This window comes from Cupriavidus sp. AU9028 (assembly GCF_019795295.1).
Lineage (GTDB): Bacteria > Pseudomonadota > Gammaproteobacteria > Burkholderiales > Burkholderiaceae > Cupriavidus.
In genome coordinates, this window is the sequence record NZ_JAIMCG010000013.1 from 1 (window position 1) to 19,548 (window position 19,548).

A 19,548-nucleotide genomic window follows, 5' to 3' on the forward strand; every position below is an offset into this window, starting at 1 on the left:
CGGTTCGCTCCGCTATCAAGCGCCCACACTTATCGGTTGTTCGTGTTGTTAAAGAGCCTGTCGCTTCGAGCCGCGCAGCACGTCGTGCTGCCTGCCGTCTTGCGTTGCTGCGTCAGCAGCAGAGAAACGAGATTATGCAGACGTTTTCGCTTCTCGTCAACCGTTTCGCGCAACTTTTTTCAGAGCATCGCTCGTTGCGCGGCAGGTGCTGGTCCTTCTTCTGCACACCTGCGGGAGCGACTTTGCCGCCCCCTTTCCGCTGACCCCGCTGCGTGTTCAGCAGCGAGGGGGCGAATATTAAGGGAGCCAAACGGGAAACGCAATACCCCTGTCATCATTTTATGAAAGGTGCCCTGTTCGGCTCCTCCCGAGCGGCCCAGCCTTCAGCGGTGGCGGAATTGCGGCGGACGCTTCTCGACGAAGGCGGCCATGCCCTCCTTCTGATCCTCGGTGGCGAAGGTGGCGTGGAACAGGCGGCGCTCGAAGCGCACCCCTTCCGCAAGCGAGGTCTCGTAGGCAGCGTTGACGGACTCCTTGATCATCATCACCACCGGCAGCGAGAACCCGGCGATGGTCTCGGCCGCCGCGATGGTTTCGTCCAGCAGCTTGTCGGCGGGCACGACCCGGGACACCAGGCCGGCGCGCTCCGCTTCGGCCGCGTCCATCATGCGGGCCGTCAGGCACATGTCCATGGCCTTGGCCTTGGACACGGCCCGCGGCAGGCGCTGGGTGCCGCCGGCGCCTGGCATGGTGCCGAGCTTGACTTCGGGCTGTCCGAACTTCGCGGTGTCCGCGGCGATGACGATGTCGCACATCATCGCCAGTTCGCACCCGCCGCCGAGCGCGTACCCGGCCACTGCGGCGACCACCGGCTTGCGGATGCGGCGGATGGTTTCCCAGTTGCGGGTGATGTAATCGCCCCGGTAGACATCCATATAGGAGTAGGACGCCATCATGCCGATATCGGCGCCAGCGGCGAAGGCGCGCTCGCTCCCCGTGATGACGATGCAGCCCACGTCATCGTTGGCATCGAAGGCGAGCAGCGCCTCGCCCACTTCGTCCATCAGCGCGTCGTTCAATGCGTTGAGCGCCTTGGGACGATTGAGCGTGACCAGCCCAACCCGGCCACGCTGCTCCACGAGGATATGTTCAAACGGCATCTCTTCTCCTCCTTCTCATTATTCCGTGCCGGTTGGCAGCGGATCCGTTCAAGCGGGGAAATGCGGGGACAGCCCCGAAGCGGATACCGGGGCGGCTTGCGTCAGGCGGCCAGCACCTTGCCGATCGCGTCGGCCACCACGCCGACATTGCGGTCGTTCAGGCCGGCCACGCACATCCGACCGGAGCGCAGCACGTAGACGCCGTGCTCGTTCTTCAGGCGGTCGACCTGCTCCGGCGTCAGGCCGGTGTAGGTAAACATGCCGCGCTGCTTGATATAGCGCGACAGTTTCTCGCCGGTGACATGTTCGCGCAGCTGGTCGTGGATGGCCTGGCGCATGCGGGCGATGCGCTGGCACATGGAGGTCAACTCCTCCTCCCAGCTCTTGCGCAGTTCCGGCGTGGTCAGCACGCGCGTGACTACCCGCGCGCCATGCGTCGGCGGATTGCTGTAGTTGGCGCGCACGGCACCGGTCAGCTGGCCGAGCACCCGGCCGGCTTCGTCGGCGCTGGCGCACACCACGCTCAGGCCCCCGCAGCGCTCGCCGTACAGCGAGAAGTTCTTCGAAAACGAGTTGGCCACGAGGCAAGGCACGCCTTGCCGTGCCAGTTCGCGCACCGCGAAGGCGTCGTCGTCCAGACCCGAGCCGAAGCCCTGGTAGGCCATGTCGACGAACGGCAGCAGCTTGCGCGCCTTCAGCACGCCGATCACCTGGCGCCACTGGTCTTCGTTCAGGTCCACGCCGGTCGGGTTGTGGCAGCAGGCGTGCAGCAGCACCACGTCGCCCTGGGGGATCGCCTCGATGGCCGCCAGCATGGCGTCGAACTTCAGGCCGCCGGTTTCCGCATCGTAGTACGGGTAGCTGTTGACGGTGAAGCCGGCGCGATCGAACACCACGCGGTGATTTTCCCAGCTGGGGTCGCTGATCCACATCTGCGCGGAGGGGAAGTAGCGGCGCAGGAAGTCGGCGCCGACGCGCAGCGCGCCCGAGCCGCCCAGCGTCTGCAGCGTGGCGATGCGGCGCTCGGTGCGGGCAGCGCAATCCTCGCCGAACACCAGCGTCTGCACCGCTTCGCGGTACGCCGCCAGGCCGGACATCGGCAGATAGGGACGCGGCCCCAGGTCGCCCAGCAGCGCCGCTTCGGCCTGCGCGACTGCGCGCATCACCGGCAAACGGCCCTCGTCATCGAAGTAGATGCCGATGCTCAGGTTGACCTTGTCGGTCCGCGGGTCCTGCTGGAAATCCTCGTTCAGCGAGAGGATCGGATCGCCGGGGAAGGCTTCGATATGCTCAAACATGGAATGCACCTGAGGTTCGGTATGTGCTCTTGGAAGGGCCGGTCCGGCCGATGCTGTCTTGTCCCTGCGTTGCCCGGGCTGCTGCCTCATGACAACGCGGGCTTCCTCATGCGCGGTTCGTCACCGGGACCAGCGCGCCATGGATGGCACGCGCCGCGTCGGAAGCGAGGAAGAGAATAACATCCGCGAGGGCCTGCGGCGTTACCCAGCGGCCGAAGTCCGCGTCCGGCATCGCGGCGCGGTTCTCGGGGGTGTCGATAATGCTCGGCAGCACCGCATTGACGTTGATGTTGGCGTCGCGCAGCTCGGCCGACATCGATTCGGTGATCCGCGCCACCATGTCCTTGGTGGCGCAGTAGCTTCCCATCAGGCCCAGCCCGCGCGAGGCGGATTGGGCGCCGACGTTGACGATGCGCCCACCGCCGTTGCCGATCATCGGCGCGACCGCCGCGCGCGCCACGTTCAGCAGGGTGCGCACGTTCAGGTCCAGCAGGCGCTCCCAATCCTGCGCAGCGAGGGCATGGACCGGCGTCCCCATCGCAAACCCGCCTGCCAGATTGCAAACCACGCGGATTGCCCCAAAGCGCTGCAGCGCGCCGTCCACCGCCTCGCGCACGGCGGCCTCGTCGAGCAGGTCCACCGGCCGCAGCAGGTGGTCCGCCTCGTCGTATTCGACCAGGGCGGAGACGTCGCGGTCGAGCAGGATCAGGTGCGCTCCCGCCGAGGCGAAGGCGGAAGCGACGGCGCGGCCAAGGTTGCCTGCCGCGCCAGTGATCAGGACGGGGGTATCGGTGAAGGTCATGTCGGATTCCTGTCTGCGGCGACCGCTGGGCGCCAAGACAGCAATGGTAGGACAGGTGGCGGGGAGAAGCTTCCCTGATTCCGCTCGTTCCCGCACGGAAGCGAGAAGGTTCTTCTCCATTTTTGCCCCAATCAAGAAACCTTCGGTTCCCCTGTCCACGTACTTGCCTGGCGGCCGTCCTGCCCGGCAGATGCGACGTGCCGATATGGCGGCTGGGGCGAGGGCTCATCTGCACGATGGCGTCCATGGCGAGCATGCACTTGGCGACGCGATGCCCAGGCGCCGGGACAACGAAACGCCTGCGTGCGGACGACAACTGGCCTGTGGCGAACGTTGGTGCTACCATTAGCCGACCGCTCGGTCGGTTAATTGTCCGGCTTGCCCGCTCTGCGGGCGCCCGCGATGCCCGGGCGCAAATCAAGAATATCCGGCAGGCGGCATCGAACGCCTTGCCAACAGGAGACAGCCATGCAAGACGCCCCTACCAGCTCCGGCAGCCGCAGCGGCATCGACAGCGGTCCGATCCTGCTTGCCTGGCACGGCGATGTCGCTGCCATCACGCTGAACCGCCCCGACAAGCTCAACAGCTTCACGCGCGAGATGCACGGCGCGCTGCGCGAGGCGCTGGATCGCGTGGAGGCCGGCGGCGCGCGGGCGCTGCTGCTGACCGGTGCCGGACGCGGCTTCTGCGCGGGCCAGGATCTGGCCGACCTGGATTTCACGCCGGGCAGCATGACCGATCTCGGCCAACTGATCGACACGCACTTCAATCCGCTGATCCGCCGGCTGCAGGCATTGCCGCTGCCGGTGATCGCCGCCGTCAACGGCACGGCGGCGGGCGCCGGTGCCAACCTCGCCCTCGCCTGCGACATCGTGCTGGCGGCCCGCTCGGCCAGCTTTATCCAGGCCTTCGTGCGCATCGGCCTGGTGCCGGACTCCGGCGGCACGTGGTTCCTGCCCAAGCGGATCGGCATGGCGCGCGCGATGGGCCTGGCGATGACCGGCGAAAAGCTGTCCGCGGACGAAGCCGAGCAATGGGGGCTGATCTGGGAGGCGATGGACGACCCGTTGCTGCCCGAGCAGGCGATGGCGCTGGCGACGCAGCTGGCCGCGCAACCGACGCGGGCGCTGGCGGCGATCAAGCACGCCATGCATGCGAGCGCGACGCAGGGGCTGGACGCCCAGCTGGACATGGAGCGCGACCTGCAGCGCGAACTGGGCGCCTCGCACGACTATGCCGAAGGCGTCAACGCCTTCCTGCAGAAGCGGCCGGCACGATTCAGCGGCCGCTGATTCTGGCCACGGATTCCGCCGGCTCCGAACGGCCGGCCATCACCATCACGACGAGGAGCCTGTCTTGCCCCCTGCTTCCCCGCACGCTGCGCTGTCCGCCGACAGCGATCCCCAGACCCTGGCCGAAGCCGCGGCCGCCAGCATGTTCGAATCGGACCGCTGCAGCCAGTGGCTCGGCATGACGGTAGAAGCGGTCCGCCCCGGCTACGCGCGGCTGACGATGCCGGTGCGCGACGAATTCCTGAACGGCCACGGCATCTGCCACGGCGGGCTGATGTTCACGCTGGCCGATTCCTGCTTCGCCTTCGCCTGCAACAGCCACAATATCAACACGGTGGCGGCGGGTTGCGCCATCGAGTTTCTCAAGCCGGTGCGCGGCGGGGACCTGCTGACCGCGGAGGCGACCGAGCAGATCCTGTCGGGCCGGCATGGCATCTACGACATCCGCGTCACCAATCGCGACGGCGAGGTGGTGGCGATGTTCCGGGGCAAGTCGGCGCAGATCAAGGGGCACGTGGTGCCGCTGGCCGACGCCTGACCCACCAGAGAATTCGACGGGCTGCATACGAGATGACGAGGCCCGCAACCGATACCGCTCAGCATCAGGAGACAACGATGAGCACCCGCCTGACCGATTTGCCGCTGGAGCCGATCGAGACCGCCAGCCGCGACGAACTGCAGGCACTGCAGCTGGAGCGCCTGAAATGGTCGCTGACCCATGCGTACCAGAACTCGCCGGTGTACCGGCGCAAGTTCGACGAGGCGGGCGTCCACCCCGAGCAGGTCAGGACGCTGGCGGACCTGGCGCGTTTCCCGTTCACGACCAAGAAGGACCTGCGCGACAACTATCCGTTCGGCATGTTCGCGGTGCCGCAGGACCGTATCGCCCGCATCCATGCGTCTTCGGGCACGACCGGCAAGCCGACCGTGGTGGGCTACACACTGCGCGACATCGACACCTGGGCCACGGTGATGGCGCGCTCGATCCGCGCCTCGGGCGCAAGGCGGGGCGACAAGGTCCACATCAGCTACGGCTACGGGCTGTTCACCGGCGGGCTGGGCGCGCACTACGGCGTGGAGAAGGCCGGACTGACGGCGATTCCGTTCGGCGGCGGCCAGACCGAGCGGCAGGTGCAGCTGATCCAGGACTTCCGCCCGGAGATCATCATGGTGACGCCAAGCTATATGCTGGCGATCGCGGACGAATTCGAGCGCCAGGGCATCGATCCGGCCAGCACCTCGCTGCGGGTCGGCATCTTCGGCGCCGAGCCGTGGACGCCCGAGATGCGTCGTGCCATCGAGCAGCGCATGGGGATCTCGGCAGTCGATATCTACGGCCTGTCGGAGGTGATGGGCCCCGGTGTCGCCAACGAATGCGCGGAGACCAAGGATGGCCCGACCATCTGGGAGGACCACTTCTACCCGGAGATCATCGATCCCGATACCGGTGAAGTGCTGCCGGACGGCAGCTTCGGCGAACTGGTGTTTACCTCGCTGACCAAGGAAGCGCTGCCCATCGTCCGGTATCGCACGCGCGACCTGACGCGCCTGCTGCCCGGCACGGCGCGGGCGGCGTTCCGGCGCATGGAGAAGATCACCGGGCGCTCCGACGACATGATGATCGTGCGCGGCGTCAACGTGTTCCCGTCGCAGATCGAGGAACTGATCCTCAAGCGCGCCGAGCTGGCGCCGCACTACCAGTGCGTGCTGGCCAAGGACGGCCATCTCGATACGCTGACCGTGCGAGTCGAATGCGCGCAGGGCGTGACGCCGGAGAGCACCGCCGGCGCCCGCGAGGCGCTGGTGCAGGAGATCAAGGCCTATATCGGCGTGACGGTCAGCGTGGAGGTCCTGCCGGCGGGCGGCGTGGAGCGCTCGGTGGGCAAGGCGCGGCGGATCGTGGACCAGCGGCCGCGTTGATCGGTGAGGCCGGTCGTCCCCGCTGGCGCGAGGACGACCGCCCGGACCGCCGTCGCCTCGCTTCTGCCTCGCTGCCGCCTAGCTGCGCGGCATCAGCACCCACATGCGGCCGGCCTGCTTCATGCGCCCTGCCGTTTCCCCGGCCATGTCCCCGGCCCCCCAGAAGAAGTCGGCTCGCACGCCGCCCTTGATGGCGCTGCCGGTGTCCTGGGCGAACATCAGCCGCTGGATCGGCTCGGCCGACAGCGGCCGCGTGGTGGACAGGAATACCGGCACGCCCAGCGGAATGGTCGCCGGATCGACGGCGATCGAGCGCTCGGCGGTCAGCGGCACGCCCAGCGCGCCGATCGGGCCGTCGTTGTTGGGCGGCAGCTCGCGGAAGAACACATAGCGCGGGTTGACGTTCAGCATCTCCTCGACGCGGCCGGGGTTGGCGCGCGCCCACGCCTTGATGCCCTGCATGGTGGCCTGCGCCGGCGTGATCTCACGACGGTCCAGCAGCCATTTGCCGAACGAGCGGAACGGCTGGTCGTTGGTGCCGCCGAAGCCCACACGCATCATGGTGCCGTCCGGCAGCCGGATGCGCCCCGAACCCTGGATCTGCAGGAACGCTGCTTCGACCGCGTCGTCGACCCAGACCACCTCGTTGCCCTGCAGGGCGGGGTCGCGCAGCAGTTCCGCGCGGGCCGGCAGCGGCCGGTTGCCCCACTGCGGCGGCTTGCGGTGCAGTGGAACCTGGTACGGGCCCTGCCGGGTGCGCGAGCCGCGCAGGATCGGTTCGTAGTAGCCGGTGACCAGGCCGCTGTCGGTACCGTCGCCATTGATGACGCGATAGGGCTGGAAATTCTGCTCGAAGTAGGCCCGCATCGCCGCGACGTCGCTGGAATCGACCATCAGGCCGGCGGCGCAGACGCTGCGCCACTCCGCGCGCTTCTTCAGGGCCTGGCAGCTGGCCTGCAGCGCCGGCCACGCTGCCCGCACGTCGTCCTGGGTCCAGCCGCCGATCTCCTGCCAGCTGGCCGGTTGCAATCTGCCCTTGCCACTGGCGACCGGCGGCACCGGCGGCGTGGTACCGCCTTCCACGCGCGGGGTGGGCGCGGTGATGCAGCCCGCCAGCAGCGTGGCGATGGCAGCGGCGCCACCCAGGGCGGCGCGGCGCCAGCCGGCGAGCAGCGGCGTGCCGCGAGCGTGGTGGAAGGTAGACGAGAAGGAGGCGGAACGAAGCGAGGGGAAATCGGACACGGCGAGCGGAACGGATAGCGAAGAAGCGGTTCGGGTGTTGTGATTCATCTTGTCTCGAAGCGGCTATATGAAACCGGACGGCGGCCGGAGTTCCGTGACCGGCGCGGCGTCTCATCCTCTACAATGGCTCGGCCGCTGTGCGCCAGCGGCTCCTGCCAACGCGAAACCTGCCAATCCCATGAGCGAGTTCTTCCAGGACCATCCCATGCTGCTGTTCGCACTTGAAGCCGGCGTGGCGCTGCTGCTGCTGGTCTTCATCGTGGTGTGGACGATGGGCACGGCGAAGAAGAATCCGCGTCCGCTGCGGGCGCCGGCCGATCATCCTTCGCGCAGCGGCGAGGCCGTCCAGCGCGCGGACAAGGCAACGCCCGCGCCTGGCCCGGGAACGGAGCAACCGAAGGATAACCCGCCGGCTTAGGCGGTCAAGCCGGCTCAGGCAGTCAAGGCGGCACGACGTTGCGAGCGCTTCGGCCCCGGGCGCGGCGCGCTGGCCGGCCCGCCGCGGTTCAATGCAGCATTCGCGGCAGCACCAGCGCGAACTCGGGGATCGGCACCTCGAAGCGGTGGCCGTCCTCGGCCACGCAGAAGTACTTGCCGCGCATCGAGCCTGCCGGCGTCGAGATGGTGGCCCAGCTGGTGTATTCGAAATGCTCGCCCGGCTTGAGCAGCGGCTGGTGTCCGACCACGCCCAGGCCGGCCACCTCCTGCGTGCCGTTGTCGCTGTCGGTGATCCACCAGTGGCGGGAGATCAGCTGCGCGGCGACTTCGCCGGTATTGCGGATGGTGATGGTATAGGCGAAGGCATGGCGCCCTCGATCGGGGTCCGACTGGTCGGCCAGGTACTGGGTCCTGACCGACACGGAAAACGCGTACTCGCTCATTGTCCGGGGCGTGATTGACTGCAGAGGGTAGCGGCATTGTGCGGCAAGCCCCGGGGGCGGGCAAGTGACGGTCGCCGGCAGGTGGCGCCCGGGCAGCGTAAAATGGCCGACTCCGCGCCCAGCCCGGCGGCCCGCTCCGGCCGGCGTGCCGGCGGGCGATTCGTCGTATTGCCGTTCCAGCGTATCCCGACTTCAGAGCCGCGCAGATGAGCCAGCCCACTTTCCGCATTGCCCCGTCCATCCTGTCCGCCGACTTCGCCCGCCTGGGCGAGGAAGTGCGGCGCGTCACCGAAGCCGGCGCCGACTGGATCCACTTCGACGTGATGGACAACCACTATGTCCCCAACCTGACGGTCGGCCCGCTGGTCTGCGAGGCGATCCGCCCTCACGTCACCGCGCCGATCGACGTGCACCTGATGGTGCGGCCGGTCGACCGCATCATCCCGGACTTCGCCAAGGCCGGCGCCAACATCATTACCTTCCATCCGGAAGCCAGCGACCATGTGGACCGCTCGCTCGCGCTGATCCGCGATCACGGCTGCCAGGCCGGACTGGTGTTCAACCCGGCGACGCCGCTGCATTACCTGGACCACGTGATGGACCGCCTCGACGTGATCCTGCTGATGTCGGTCAACCCCGGCTTTGGCGGCCAGGCCTTCATTCCCGAGACGCTGAACAAGCTGCGTGCCGTGCGCGAGCGCCTGGATGCCTATGAAGCACGCACCGGTCGGCGCATCCTGCTGGAGGTGGACGGCGGCGTGAAGGTCGACAACATCGCGCAGATCGCAGCGGCGGGCGCCGACACCTTTGTCGCCGGCTCGGCCGTGTTCGGCAAGCCCGACGCCGATGGCGGCTATCGCGGCGTGCTGTCGGCCTTCCGCACCGAACTGGCGAAGGTCGGGCAATGACGGCCCTGCCGGTGAAGGGAGCGCTGCGTCGCACCGACTGGCGCGGCATCCGCGCGGTGATCGTCGACCTGGACGGTACCATGGTGGATACCGCCGGCGACTTCCATGCGGCGGTCAATGCGATGCTGCTGGCGCTGGCCCGTCAGCACGGCATGGCCGAGCCCATTGCACCGTTGTCGGAGCAGGAGATCGTCAGCTTCGTCGGCAAGGGTTCGGAGAACCTGATCCGCCGGGTGCTGGACGTGCGCCTGCCGCCAGCGGCGGCCAACGCGATGTTCGCCGATGCGCTGGCGCTGTACGGCAGCGAGTACCTGCGCATCAACGGCGCCCATTCCTCGGTCTACCCGGGTGTCGCGCAGGGGCTGGCGGCCTTGAAGGCGGCCGGTCTGCGGCTGGCCTGCGTTACCAACAAGCCGCATGCCTTCACCGACCCGCTGCTGGCCAGGACCGGTCTCGGCCAGTACTTCGAGCTGGTCTATGGCGGGGATGCCTTCCCCTTCCGCAAACCCGATCCGCATCCGCTGCTGAAGGTGGCCGAAGCCTTCCGGCTCGAGCCGCAAGCGATGGTGGCCATCGGCGACTCGGAAAACGACGCGCTGGCGGCCCGGGCGGCAGGCATGGGAGTGCTGCTGGTGCCCTACGGCTACAACCATGGCAACCCTGTACAAGGCGTCGACGCCGATGGTATAGTCGATTCGCTCGTCCAGGCAGCTGAGCTGCTGACCGCACATCGGTGACGGCACACCGGGAACGATTCGACCGGCCCATCCGCTCGGCAATCCGCCCCGGCTTATGCCCGCCCCCATTCCTTCGCAGAACACGACTCTTCATGTTCCTGAATCGCAAACGCATCTTTTCCGACAGTGACCGGCAGGCTTGGCCCTGGCGTCGCTGGCGCGCCTCTCATCAGGCGTAAAGAGCGTTCGCGAGTCCCCCTGACCGCCCCTGCCGCGACCCGCGGCTGACAAGGCGGCCAGTCCGGCGGGTCAGCGGACCAGCGCCGGACCCACCGATCCTTCCCCGCAGAACGATCCCGCGGTTCCGGTTGCCCGGTCAGCCCATATCCGCTCCTCCGCTGCGAAGCGCCGGTGCTAACCTTTCGGGTTCCGGCAATCCCGCAGCGCACCCTCGAACGTCCGATACGCCCCCTCGGGCCAGCGGCGCAGTGTCCGCCGGCTCGCCCTCGGGGCAGCGGCCTTGGCCAGCCCCTTCCGAATTGCACGACGCTGCGCCATGGCCGCTGAGCCGGCGCTGCCGTCCCAAGAGGATCGACATGACCGAACTCGAATTCAAATCCCTGGCCGACGAGGGCTACAACCGCATTCCGCTGATCGCCGAGGCCTTCGCCGACCTGGAAACGCCGCTGTCGCTGTACCTGAAGCTGGCGCAGTCGCAAACCCGGGGAGTCAACACCTTCCTGCTCGAGTCGGTGGTGGGCGGCGAGCGGTTCGGCCGCTACTCCTTCATCGGCCTGCATGCCCGCACGCTGCTGCGGGCCACCGGCAACCTGACCGAAGTCGTCACCGACGGCAAGGTCGTGGAACAGCATGAAGGCAACCCGCTGGACTTCATCGCCGCCTTCGAGCAGCGCTTCAAGGTCGCGCTGCGCCCGGGCCTGCCGCGCTTCTGCGGCGGCCTGGCCGGGTACTTCGGCTACGACACGGTCCGCTATATCGAGAAGAAGCTGGCCGGCACGCAAAAGCCGGACGATCTCGGCCTGCCCGATATCCAGCTGCTGCTGTGCGAGGAACTGGCGGTCATCGACAACCTGTCGGGCAAGCTGTACCTGATCGTCTATGCCGACCCCGCCATGCCCGAAGCCTACGCGCGCGCCCGTCAGCGGCTGCGGGAGCTGCGCATGAAGCTGCGCCAGCCGGTCGATGTGCCGGTGACCAGCCCCTCGGTGCAGACCGAGGTCTACCGCGAGTTCGACAAGGCGGATTATCTGGCGGCGGTGCACAAGGCCAAGGAGTACATCGTCGCCGGCGACATGATGCAGGTGCAGATCGGCCAGCGCCTGACCAAGCCGTACCGCGACGCGCCACTGTCGCTGTACCGCGCGCTGCGCTCGCTGAACCCGTCGCCGTACATGTACTTCTACAACTTCGGCGACTTCCAGATCGTCGGCGCCTCGCCGGAAATCCTCGTGCGGCAGGAGACGCGCAAGGTGGCCCGCAAGGCCGGTACCGACAGCGCCGACGCGCAGGACAAGCGCATCGTTACGATCCGCCCGCTCGCCGGCACCCGTCCACGCGGCAATACGCCCGAGCGCGATGCGCAGCTGGCGACCGAACTGCTGAACGATCCGAAGGAAATCGCCGAGCACGTGATGCTGATCGACCTGGCCCGCAACGATATCGGCCGCATCGCGCAGACTGGCTCGGTCAAGGTGACCGACCAGATGGTGATCGAGAAGTACTCGCACGTGCAGCACATCGTCAGCTCGGTCGAGGGCACGCTGAAGGACGGCATCAGCAACCTGGACGTGTTGCGTGCCACCTTCCCGGCCGGCACGCTGAGCGGCGCGCCCAAGGTGCGGGCGATGGAAATCATCGACGAACTGGAGCCGCGCAAGCGCGGCATCTACGGTGGCGCGGTGGGCTACCTGTCGTTCGGTGGCGAGATGGACCTTGCCATCGCAATCCGCACCGGCATCGTCAAGGACGGCAATCTGTACGTGCAGGCGGCCGCCGGCATCGTTGCCGATTCCGACCCGGAAGCCGAATGGCGCGAAACCGAGGCAAAGGCCCGCGCGGTGATTCGCGCGGCAGAGCAGGTCCAGGATGGCCTGGACTCGGACTTCTAAGACGACGGGGAACGGCCATGCTGCTGATGATCGACAACTACGACTCCTTCACCTATAACCTGGTCCAGTATTTCGGCGAACTGGGCGCGGATGTGCGCACCTACCGCAACGACGAGATCACGCTGGACGAAATCGAGGCGCTCTCGCCCGAGCGCATCTGCATCTCGCCGGGACCGTGCAGCCCGGCCGAAGCCGGCATCTCGGTCCAGGTGCTGCAGCACTTCGCCGGCAAGGTACCGATGCTGGGCGTGTGCCTCGGCCACCAGGCCATCGGCGAAGCCTTCGGCGGCAAGGTGATCCGCGCCAAGCAGGTGATGCACGGCAAGGTCAGCCGGATCGAGACCACCCAGCAGGGCGTGTTCTCCGGCCTGCCGCGCGAATTCGACGTGACGCGCTACCATTCGCTGGCAATCGAGCGCGAGACGCTGCCCGAAGACCTCGAAGTGACCGCGTGGACCGCCGACGGCGAGATCATGGGCGTGCGCCATCGCAAGCTGGCCGTCGAGGGCGTGCAGTTCCACCCGGAGTCGATCCTGTCCGAACACGGGCACGAGATGCTCGCCAACTTCCTGAAGGCGACGGCATGAGACGGCTGGATACCCCACTCGCCTCGACCCCGTCCCCGAACCCCGTAACCCCTTCTTCCGCCAGCGAGGCCGCCATGACCATCACCGCCCAGGAAGCGCTGACGCGCTGTATCGAACACCGCGAAATCTTCCATGACGAGATGCTGCACCTGATGCGGCAGATCATGCAGGGCGAGATCTCGCCCGTGATGGCCGCGGCAATCCTGACCGGGCTGCGCGTCAAGAAGGAGACCATCGGCGAAATCTCGGCGGCGGCGCAGGTGATGCGCGAGTTCGCCAACAAGGTCGAAGTCAAGGACCGCGAGAACTTCGTCGATATCGTCGGTACCGGCGGCGACGGCTCGCACACCTTCAATATTTCGACCGCGTCGATGTTTGTCGCCGCCGCGGCGGGCGCGCGCATCGCCAAGCACGGCAACCGCGGCGTCAGTTCCAGGAGCGGCAGCGCCGACGTGCTGGAGGCGCTGGGTGTCAACATCATGCTGACGCCCGAGCAGGTCGGCGAGTGCATCGCGCAGACCGGCATCGGCTTCATGTTCGCGCCCACCCATCATCCGGCGATGAAGAACGTCGCGCCGATCCGCAAGGAAATGGGCGTGCGCACGATCTTCAATATTCTGGGCCCGCTGACCAACCCGGCCGGCGCGCCCAATATCCTGATGGGCGTGTTCCATCCGGATCTGGTCGGCATCCAGGTACGCGTGATGCAGCGCCTGGGCGCACAGCACGCGCTGGTGGTGTTCGGCAAGGACGGCATGGACGAGGTGTCGCTCGGCGCGGCCACCATGGTGGGCGAACTCAAGGACGGGCAGGTGCGCGAGTACGAGATCCATCCGGAGGACTTTGGCCTGTCGATGATCTCCAACCGCGGGCTGAAGGTGGCCGACGCCATGGAATCGAAGGAGATGCTGCTCGAAGCGCTGGGCAACGTCGCCGGCACGCCGCGCGAGATCGTCACGCTGAATGCGGGCACCGCGCTGTATGCCGCCAATGTGGCCAGCTCGATCGAAGACGGCATCGAGCGGGCGCGCGAGGCGATTGCCAGCGGTGCCGCCCGTGCCAAGCTCGACCAGTTCGTCCGCGCGACGAGCCAGTACCGCTAAGGAGGAATCATGTCCGACATCCTGCAGAAGATCCTGGACGTCAAGCGCGAGGAAGTCGCGGCGGCGCGCAAGCGCCGCGATCTGGCCAGCCTGCGCGCCGAGGCCGAGAGCCTGCGCAACGAAAGCGGACTGGCACCGCGCGGCTTCGGCGCGGCGCTGCGCGGCAAGATCGACGCTGGCCTGGCCGCCGTGATCGCCGAGGTCAAGAAGGCCTCGCCCTCCAAGGGCGTGCTGCGCGAGCATTTCGTGCCGGAGGAAATCGCCGAGAGCTACGCGACGCACGGGGCGGCCTGCCTGTCGGTGCTGACCGACGAGCGCTTCTTCCAGGGCCATGCCGACTTCCTGAAGCGGGCCCGTTCGGCGTGTCCGCTGCCGGCGCTGCGCAAGGACTTCCTGGTCGACCTGTACCAGGTCTACGAGGCGCGCAGCTGGGGCGCGGACGCCATCCTGCTGATCGTCGCCGCGCTGGATACCGGCCTGATGGTCGAGCTCGAAGCGTGCGCCCACGAGCTGGGCATGGACGTGCTGGTCGAAGTGCATGACGGCGACGAGCTGGAGCGCGCGCTGCGCCTGCGCACGCCGCTGGTGGGCGTCAACAACCGCAACCTGCGCACCTTCGAGGTGTCGCTGGACAATACGCTGGACCTGCTGCCCTCCATTCCGGCCGACCGGCTGGTGGTGACCGAGTCGGGCATCCTCGGGCCGGAGGATGTGGCGAAGATGCGCGAGGCCAATGTCCACGCCTTCCTGGTCGGCGAGGCGTTCATGCGCGCGCCGGAACCGGGCAAGGAACTGGCCCGGCTGTTCGCCTGAGCCGGACGGAACAGGGACGGCATGGCCAAGGAAATCGAGCTGAAGCTGGCGATACCGGATGCGGGCGCCGCCTCCGCAGTGGCACAGTGGCTGGACCGCCAGGGCGAGCCGCGTGGCGCGTTCGAGCTGGCGAACCTGTATTTCGATACGCCGGCGGGCGAACTGGCCCGCAACCGTGCCGCGCTGCGGTTGCGCCGGCACGGCGCGCAATGGCTGCAGACGCTGAAGACCGCCGGCCGCAGCGAAGCGGGGCTGGCGGTGCGCGATGAATGGGAAACCCCGGTCGATGGCGAGGCGTTGCAGCCGGAGCGGCTGCCGCCTGCCGCGCAGGCGTTGCTGGCGCCGCTGATGGCGCGGCTGGTGCCGGTATTCCGCACGGACTTCCACCGGCGTGTCTGGCGTATCCGGCGCGATGGCGGCGAGATCGAGGTGGCGCTGGACCGGGGCAGCATCGTCGCGACGGGCGACTTCTCCGGCGGCGCGGGCAACGGCGGTAGCCTGCCGCCCGGATCGCGCAGCGAGCCCATCGACGAGCTCGAACTGGAATGGATCGGCAGCGATACTGCGGCGGCCGCACCGGCGCTGCGCGCGCTGGCCGCCGAACTGGCGCAGGTAGCCGCGCTGACCCCGTCGGATCGCAGCAAGGCCGCGCGCGGCTACCGGCTGGCGGGCTTCCCGTCGGAGGTGCGCTGATGGCCGGGCGCGCGGTGGGCAAGCGGCGTAACGATCGTGCCCAGACACAGCCGGACCTGTTCCTGGAAGCGGCGGCCCCGGCATCGCGGTGCGCCACGCCAGGGGCATGGCGCTCGCTGGAAGAACAGGCGGCCGCGCTGCCGCCGGCCTGGCACGATCTGCTCGCGCCGTGCCTTGCCACGCCGGCATGGCAGGAACTGGTCGCCTTCGTCGACGGCGAGCGCGCGGCGGGCAAGCCCGTCTTTCCGCTGGAAGTCTTTCATGCCCTGCATCTGACCGCTCTGGACGACGTGAAGGTCGTGATCCTCGGACAAGACCCGTATCACGGCGTTGGGGTGGTGGACGGCAATGAAATCGCGCAGGCGCACGGGCTGGCGTTCTCGGTGCCCGAGGGGGTGCGGGTGCCCCCCAGCCTGCGCAATATCTTCAAGCAGATCGAGGCCGAGTATGGCGCCGGCAGCTGTGGCGGCAAGGCGGCCGCGTCGGGGAATCTGGAAGGCTGGGCGCGCCAGGGCGTACTGCTGCTGAACACCGTGCTGACGGTCGAGCAGGGCCGCGCCGCCAGCCACGCCCGGCGCGGCTGGGAGGCGGTCACCGACTGCCTGATCGGCGCGCTGGCGGCGAGCCGCCCGCATCTGGTCTTCCTGCTGTGGGGCAGCCACGCGCAGGCGAAGAAAGCGCTGCTGCGCGGCGAGCACTGCGTGCTGGAAGCCCCGCACCCGTCGCCGCTGTCGGCGCACCGTGGCTTTCTCGGCTGCGGCCACTTTCGCCAGGCCAACGATTGGCTGGTCCAGCACGGCCGGGAGCCGATCGACTGGAGCCGGCACGGCGCGCCGGCGGCGTAACGCCTGACGTCGCGATGGCGTCAGGCGGTCGGACGCCATTCGAACAGCTCGAACTCGCCCTCGCCCGGCTCGACCTCCAGCCGCTGGACCTGCGCGCCGGGCGGCCCCTTCTCCATCCACTCGCGCAGCTGCGCCAGCCGCTCGGGCGGGCCGTAGGCCATCACTTCGACCGTGCCGTCATTGCGGTTGCGGACCCAACCGCCCAGGTTCAGCCGGATCGCCAGATCCTCGCAGCCGGCGCGATATCCCACGCCCTGCACCCTGCCGTGCGCGACCATGTGCCAGGTTTCCATTGCCGGGTCTCCTTGCAATCGTGCGGTGTTGCCATGCCTGGGGGTTTTCCCCCTCTCCCCTTCAAGGGGAGAGGGTCGGGGAGAGGGGTTGGTCTTTCGGCCGCGGCAGGCTTGGCCAGCGCCCGCTGCCCTCTCCCCCGGCCCCTCTCCCGCAGGCGGGAGAGGGGAGCACATCCGCGGCGTTTCCAGTGCTGCCGGTGTTCTCCCTCTCCTGCAAGCGGGAGAGGGGAGCGCATCCGTGGTCAGTTCATCGCTAGCGTAGCGCAGCCGGCTCGAGCCTGCAGGACACCCCAAGCGCCGCGCTCAGCGCGGATCGCGGATGGCGCGGCCGATCGCGCCGGTGCGCAGGGCGATCTTGGCGGCGTCGGTGCGCAGGGCGCGCAGGCGGCGCGATAGCACGGCGTTGGCGCCGCGCTCGGTTGCGCCAGGGCCGGCTTCGGGCTCGGCGGCGCGGTGCGCCATCGTTTCCGTGTGCCAGCGGTCCGCCGTGTCGGCCATGCGGACGCGGCGGTCGTCGAGTTCGGCGGAGGCATCGACGGGAGGAGCGTCAGCATCGGACACGGCTGCTGGTGCGGCACGTTGCTGGGACACGGCCGCCCCGTGCTCTGCGCCCTGCTCTGCCACCTGCACCTGCTCTACCCCTTGCTCCGCCCTTTGCTCTGCCCCCTGCTCCGCTGGCTGCATCTCCGCTGCCGTACTCCCTGCACCGGTGCCGTCCGCGACACCGGCCTGCGAATCGCCACCCGCTGCTTGCGCCGCTGCTTGCGCCGCTGCTTGCGCCGCTGCCTGTCGCTGCCGGATGAAGCCGGCTCCCCGGCTCTCCGCCCGCTCGCCGGCGCGCAGCCGGTCGCTCGCCAGCAGCAGGCTGTGCATTGCCGCGGAGGTAGCCTCGTCGATGGCGGCGCGGGCGGCTTCCATATCGAGCTCGTCGTAGTGCTGCCGCACCTGCACCCGGGCCGCTGCCACATGCGCGGCCACCAGGTAGTTCTGCACGATGAAGCGATTCAGGTTGTCGACCGCGCGATGCCGGCTCCGCGGTTCGTCGAGCATGCGCTGGAACGAGCCGATCAGCGCCGACAGGCTGTCCATGAACTGCTTGCGTTCCACCCGGTAGGCGAAGTCGTCCTCACTGCGGCGCAGCAGCAGGTCGCGGGTGGCGGCGATATAGCGGCGATTGGCCTTGAGCACGTTCTCGACCAGGTTCGGAATCGAGCGGTACTCCCAGCTGGGCAGCACGAAGCTGAAGATCGAGGCGAGCACGCCGCCGATCACCGTGTCGATCAGCCGCTCGCCGACGATGGGCGGGCTGCCTGGCGCGAGCAGGTTGATCTGCACCAGCACCTGCACGCAGGCGGCGATCGCGGTATAGCGGTACTTGATGGTGACGAAGGTGGCACTGGCCACCAGCGAGACGAACAGCACGGCCAGCAGCACCAGGGGTTCCTGCACGAAGCGCAGGATGCCCAGCGCGATCAGGCAGCCGATCAGCGTGCCGATCAGGCGGTCGTTGTAGCGCTGCTTGGTCATGCTGAAGTTCGGCTTCAGGATGACCACGATGGTCAGCAGGATCCAGTAGCTGTGCGAGGCATAGGGCAGCTGGTTGGCGACCCACAGTCCCACCGACACGGCGAGCGTGACGCGCAGCGCGAAGCGGAAGGCTGGGGAGCGCCAGCGCAGGTTGTCCCGCATCGCCCGCCATTCGTAGCGCTGCCGTGTCAGGAACGGCTTCATGTCCGGGCCCGGCATCACGCTGCGTGGCTCCACCGGCGTGCGCGAGGCTACGTGCAACTGTTCCACCAGTGCAATCGCCCCGCGGATCATGTCCAGCGTCTCGGTGAGCGCCGTCATCGCGGCCGGATCGACATGGTGGTGCCGCAGCATGGCGATATGGTCGGACGCCGCGCGCAGTGCCTCGCGGTAATCGGTCTCGCTGTAGGAGGGCCGACCGCGCGTGACATCGTAGGCAATGGTCTCGACGTCCTGGCACATCAACCGCACCAGCCGGCGCAGGTCGTCCAGCACCGGCGTGCCGCCGAAGGTCTGGCGCAGCAGCGGATAGTCGGTGTTGGTGGACAGGATGTATTCGTACAGGTCCAGCATGCGCAGATGCACTTGCACCAGCAGGCCGTCGTGCGGCGTGCGGTTGCCGCGCAGCACGAGGTCGCGCGCGGCCTGCTGCCGCTCCGCGACGATGATCTGCTGGCGCACCAGCGCGTTGAACTGCTCCTCGTAATCGTTGCCGGCGTCGTAGAACCCGGCCTTGATCTCCAGGTACCCGGCCAGCTCGTACAGCGACTCGGCCAGGATCTGCTGCCGGGTGCGCCGCTGCAGTAGCCAGCTGACCGCCAGCGCATAGGTCATGTACGCCGACGCGCCCGCGCAGAACAGCAGCGCGTGCTCGAAGGCACGCCGCACGACGAAATCCTCGCTGAGCGTCAGCGTCATCACGAACAGCGTCGAGAACTGCAACGGCATGGTCTTGTTGCCATACACCGTCATCATCGCCGACAGGAAGGTCACGGCGATCACCACCAGCGGCAGCACGCGCGGAAACGGCGAGGCAAGCGACACCACCAGCGTCACCAGCGTGCACAGCAGCACGCTGGCCAGCATCTCGTTGAACTTGTGATGGACCGGGCTGGGCAAATCCATCAGGCTGGTGCACAGCGCCCCCATCGACACCACCATCGCCGTGGGCAGGTCGCCGAAGTGCATCGCGATCAGCGTGGCGCCGATCACGCCCGTGGCCGAACGCAGGCCGCGATAGACGTAATGCGAGAACAGGAAGGTGCGGGGATCGTGCGCGTATTGCATGCGTAGCGGCGCGTTCGTTCAGTCGATGGATTGCAGGTCAGCCAGACGCTCGGCATCCGTGCTGCCTGGTGCTGCCTGGTGCTGCCTGGT

20 protein-coding genes are annotated in these 19,548 nt (G+C 68.0%); 13 read left to right on the forward strand and 7 right to left on the reverse strand.

All coding sequences use genetic code 11. The features are described from left to right. A partial coding sequence (locus tag K6V06_RS14655; protein WP_222244590.1) for a hypothetical protein occupies window positions 1-263 on the forward strand: 263 nt, incomplete at its 5' end. A 120-nt stretch (window positions 264-383) separates the two neighbouring features. On the opposite strand, the gene K6V06_RS14660 is transcribed toward K6V06_RS14655, so the two are convergent. The 3 genes from K6V06_RS14660 to K6V06_RS14670 all read right to left on the reverse strand — a co-directional run bounded on the left by K6V06_RS14660 (window position 384) and on the right by K6V06_RS14670 (window position 3,260). Continuing rightward, complete coding sequence (locus K6V06_RS14660) at window positions 384-1,160, reverse strand: enoyl-CoA hydratase (protein ID WP_222244592.1); 777 nt, start codon at window positions 1,158-1,160, stop codon at window positions 384-386. 101 nt (window positions 1,161-1,261) lie between these two features. Then, window positions 1,262-2,458 carry an amino acid aminotransferase gene (locus K6V06_RS14665; RefSeq protein ID WP_222244594.1) on the reverse strand — a complete coding sequence of 399 codons (1,197 nt, stop codon included), beginning with the start codon at window positions 2,456-2,458 and terminating at the stop codon, window positions 1,262-1,264. Between the two features lie 106 nt (window positions 2,459-2,564). Beyond that, window positions 2,565-3,260: an SDR family NAD(P)-dependent oxidoreductase gene (locus K6V06_RS14670; RefSeq protein ID WP_222244596.1), complete on the reverse strand. Its 696-nt coding sequence runs from the start codon at window positions 3,258-3,260 to the stop codon at window positions 2,565-2,567. A gap of 468 nt (window positions 3,261-3,728) precedes the next feature. Between K6V06_RS14670 and paaG the strand changes: the two genes are divergently transcribed. From paaG to paaK, 3 genes are all read left to right on the forward strand, one after another. Next, a complete protein-coding gene (gene paaG, locus K6V06_RS14675; protein ID WP_222244598.1) occupies window positions 3,729-4,553 on the forward strand; it encodes a 2-(1,2-epoxy-1,2-dihydrophenyl)acetyl-CoA isomerase PaaG in 825 nt (274 codons plus the stop codon). A gap of 142 nt (window positions 4,554-4,695) precedes the next feature. Then, window positions 4,696-5,091: a hydroxyphenylacetyl-CoA thioesterase PaaI gene (gene paaI / locus K6V06_RS14680; RefSeq protein ID WP_222244782.1), complete on the forward strand. Its 396-nt coding sequence runs from the start codon at window positions 4,696-4,698 to the stop codon at window positions 5,089-5,091. A 77-nt stretch (window positions 5,092-5,168) separates the two neighbouring features. Further along, window positions 5,169-6,473: a phenylacetate--CoA ligase PaaK gene (paaK, locus tag K6V06_RS14685; RefSeq protein ID WP_222244601.1), complete on the forward strand. Its 1,305-nt coding sequence runs from the start codon at window positions 5,169-5,171 to the stop codon at window positions 6,471-6,473. A gap of 78 nt (window positions 6,474-6,551) precedes the next feature. Here paaK and K6V06_RS14690 read toward each other — a convergent pair whose 3' ends face one another. Beyond that, window positions 6,552-7,763 carry a murein transglycosylase A gene (locus K6V06_RS14690; RefSeq protein ID WP_222244603.1) on the reverse strand — a complete coding sequence of 404 codons (1,212 nt, stop codon included), beginning with the start codon at window positions 7,761-7,763 and terminating at the stop codon, window positions 6,552-6,554. A gap of 130 nt (window positions 7,764-7,893) precedes the next feature. Between K6V06_RS14690 and K6V06_RS14695 the strand changes: the two genes are divergently transcribed. After that, window positions 7,894-8,133 (forward strand): hypothetical protein, encoded by a 240-nt coding sequence (locus tag K6V06_RS14695; RefSeq protein ID WP_222244605.1) that lies wholly within the window; start codon window positions 7,894-7,896, stop codon window positions 8,131-8,133. Window positions 8,134-8,221: 88 nt separating this feature from the next. Here the strand turns inward: K6V06_RS14695 and apaG are convergent, their stop codons facing one another. Next, the gene (gene apaG / locus K6V06_RS14700) at window positions 8,222-8,596 is read right to left on the reverse strand and encodes a Co2+/Mg2+ efflux protein ApaG (RefSeq protein ID WP_222244607.1); all 375 of its coding nucleotides are present in this window, start codon (window positions 8,594-8,596) and stop codon (window positions 8,222-8,224) included. Window positions 8,597-8,802: 206 nt separating this feature from the next. Between apaG and rpe the strand changes: the two genes are divergently transcribed. The 8 genes from rpe (at window position 8,803) to K6V06_RS14740 (ending at window position 16,351) form a co-directional block, all read left to right on the forward strand. Next, window positions 8,803-9,504 (forward strand): ribulose-phosphate 3-epimerase, encoded by a 702-nt coding sequence (gene rpe, locus K6V06_RS14705; protein WP_222244609.1) that lies wholly within the window; start codon window positions 8,803-8,805, stop codon window positions 9,502-9,504. Beyond that, window positions 9,501-10,241: a phosphoglycolate phosphatase gene (gene gph, locus K6V06_RS14710; protein ID WP_222244611.1), complete on the forward strand. Its 741-nt coding sequence runs from the start codon at window positions 9,501-9,503 to the stop codon at window positions 10,239-10,241. Before rpe ends, gph begins: the two co-directional genes overlap by 4 nt. A gap of 536 nt (window positions 10,242-10,777) precedes the next feature. Then, entirely contained in the window at window positions 10,778-12,310 is a 1,533-nt protein-coding gene (trpE, locus tag K6V06_RS14715) for an anthranilate synthase component I (RefSeq protein ID WP_222244613.1), read from the forward strand. 17 nt (window positions 12,311-12,327) lie between these two features. Next, window positions 12,328-12,897 carry an aminodeoxychorismate/anthranilate synthase component II gene (locus tag K6V06_RS14720; RefSeq protein ID WP_222244615.1) on the forward strand — a complete coding sequence of 190 codons (570 nt, stop codon included), beginning with the start codon at window positions 12,328-12,330 and terminating at the stop codon, window positions 12,895-12,897. 74 nt (window positions 12,898-12,971) lie between these two features. Next, window positions 12,972-14,000 (forward strand): anthranilate phosphoribosyltransferase, encoded by a 1,029-nt coding sequence (trpD, locus tag K6V06_RS14725; RefSeq protein WP_222244617.1) that lies wholly within the window; start codon window positions 12,972-12,974, stop codon window positions 13,998-14,000. 9 nt (window positions 14,001-14,009) lie between these two features. Further along, window positions 14,010-14,813, forward strand: coding sequence for an indole-3-glycerol phosphate synthase TrpC (gene trpC / locus K6V06_RS14730; protein WP_222244619.1), 804 nt, complete (start codon window positions 14,010-14,012; stop codon window positions 14,811-14,813). 21 nt (window positions 14,814-14,834) lie between these two features. Next, window positions 14,835-15,506 carry a CYTH domain-containing protein gene (locus tag K6V06_RS14735; RefSeq protein WP_222244621.1) on the forward strand — a complete coding sequence of 224 codons (672 nt, stop codon included), beginning with the start codon at window positions 14,835-14,837 and terminating at the stop codon, window positions 15,504-15,506. Continuing rightward, window positions 15,506-16,351: a uracil-DNA glycosylase gene (locus K6V06_RS14740; protein WP_222244623.1), complete on the forward strand. Its 846-nt coding sequence runs from the start codon at window positions 15,506-15,508 to the stop codon at window positions 16,349-16,351. Before K6V06_RS14735 ends, K6V06_RS14740 begins: the two co-directional genes overlap by 1 nt. Window positions 16,352-16,371: 20 nt before the next feature. Here the strand turns inward: K6V06_RS14740 and K6V06_RS14745 are convergent, their stop codons facing one another. Further along, window positions 16,372-16,644: an acylphosphatase gene (locus K6V06_RS14745; protein ID WP_222244625.1), complete on the reverse strand. Its 273-nt coding sequence runs from the start codon at window positions 16,642-16,644 to the stop codon at window positions 16,372-16,374. A gap of 303 nt (window positions 16,645-16,947) precedes the next feature. After that, window positions 16,948-19,458, reverse strand: coding sequence for an FUSC family protein (locus tag K6V06_RS14750; protein ID WP_222244627.1), 2,511 nt, complete (start codon window positions 19,456-19,458; stop codon window positions 16,948-16,950). Window positions 19,459-19,548 lie beyond the last annotated feature (90 nt).

What these genes read in the sequence shown, in the direction of transcription:
- K6V06_RS14660 (WP_222244592.1), bottom strand. Translation starts at nt 1,160, where the DNA reads ATGCCGTTTGAACATATCCTCGTGGAGCAGCGTGGCCGGGTTGGGCTG.
- K6V06_RS14665 (WP_222244594.1), bottom strand. Translation starts at nt 2,458, where the DNA reads ATGTTTGAGCATATCGAAGCCTTCCCCGGCGATCCGATCCTCTCGCTG.
- K6V06_RS14670 (WP_222244596.1), bottom strand. Translation starts at nt 3,260, where the DNA reads ATGACCTTCACCGATACCCCCGTCCTGATCACTGGCGCGGCAGGCAAC.
- paaG (WP_222244598.1), top strand. Translation starts at nt 3,729, where the DNA reads ATGCAAGACGCCCCTACCAGCTCCGGCAGCCGCAGCGGCATCGACAGC.
- paaI (WP_222244782.1), top strand. Translation starts at nt 4,696, where the DNA reads ATGTTCGAATCGGACCGCTGCAGCCAGTGGCTCGGCATGACGGTAGAA.
- paaK (WP_222244601.1), top strand. Translation starts at nt 5,169, where the DNA reads ATGAGCACCCGCCTGACCGATTTGCCGCTGGAGCCGATCGAGACCGCC.
- K6V06_RS14690 (WP_222244603.1), bottom strand. Translation starts at nt 7,763, where the DNA reads ATGAATCACAACACCCGAACCGCTTCTTCGCTATCCGTTCCGCTCGCC.
- K6V06_RS14695 (WP_222244605.1), top strand. Translation starts at nt 7,894, where the DNA reads ATGAGCGAGTTCTTCCAGGACCATCCCATGCTGCTGTTCGCACTTGAA.
- apaG (WP_222244607.1), bottom strand. Translation starts at nt 8,596, where the DNA reads ATGAGCGAGTACGCGTTTTCCGTGTCGGTCAGGACCCAGTACCTGGCC.
- rpe (WP_222244609.1), top strand. Translation starts at nt 8,803, where the DNA reads ATGAGCCAGCCCACTTTCCGCATTGCCCCGTCCATCCTGTCCGCCGAC.
- gph (WP_222244611.1), top strand. Translation starts at nt 9,501, where the DNA reads ATGACGGCCCTGCCGGTGAAGGGAGCGCTGCGTCGCACCGACTGGCGC.
- trpE (WP_222244613.1), top strand. Translation starts at nt 10,778, where the DNA reads ATGACCGAACTCGAATTCAAATCCCTGGCCGACGAGGGCTACAACCGC.
- K6V06_RS14720 (WP_222244615.1), top strand. Translation starts at nt 12,328, where the DNA reads ATGCTGCTGATGATCGACAACTACGACTCCTTCACCTATAACCTGGTC.
- trpD (WP_222244617.1), top strand. Translation starts at nt 12,972, where the DNA reads ATGACCATCACCGCCCAGGAAGCGCTGACGCGCTGTATCGAACACCGC.
- trpC (WP_222244619.1), top strand. Translation starts at nt 14,010, where the DNA reads ATGTCCGACATCCTGCAGAAGATCCTGGACGTCAAGCGCGAGGAAGTC.
- K6V06_RS14735 (WP_222244621.1), top strand. Translation starts at nt 14,835, where the DNA reads ATGGCCAAGGAAATCGAGCTGAAGCTGGCGATACCGGATGCGGGCGCC.
- K6V06_RS14740 (WP_222244623.1), top strand. Translation starts at nt 15,506, where the DNA reads ATGGCCGGGCGCGCGGTGGGCAAGCGGCGTAACGATCGTGCCCAGACA.
- K6V06_RS14745 (WP_222244625.1), bottom strand. Translation starts at nt 16,644, where the DNA reads ATGGAAACCTGGCACATGGTCGCGCACGGCAGGGTGCAGGGCGTGGGA.
- K6V06_RS14750 (WP_222244627.1), bottom strand. Translation starts at nt 19,458, where the DNA reads ATGCAATACGCGCACGATCCCCGCACCTTCCTGTTCTCGCATTACGTC.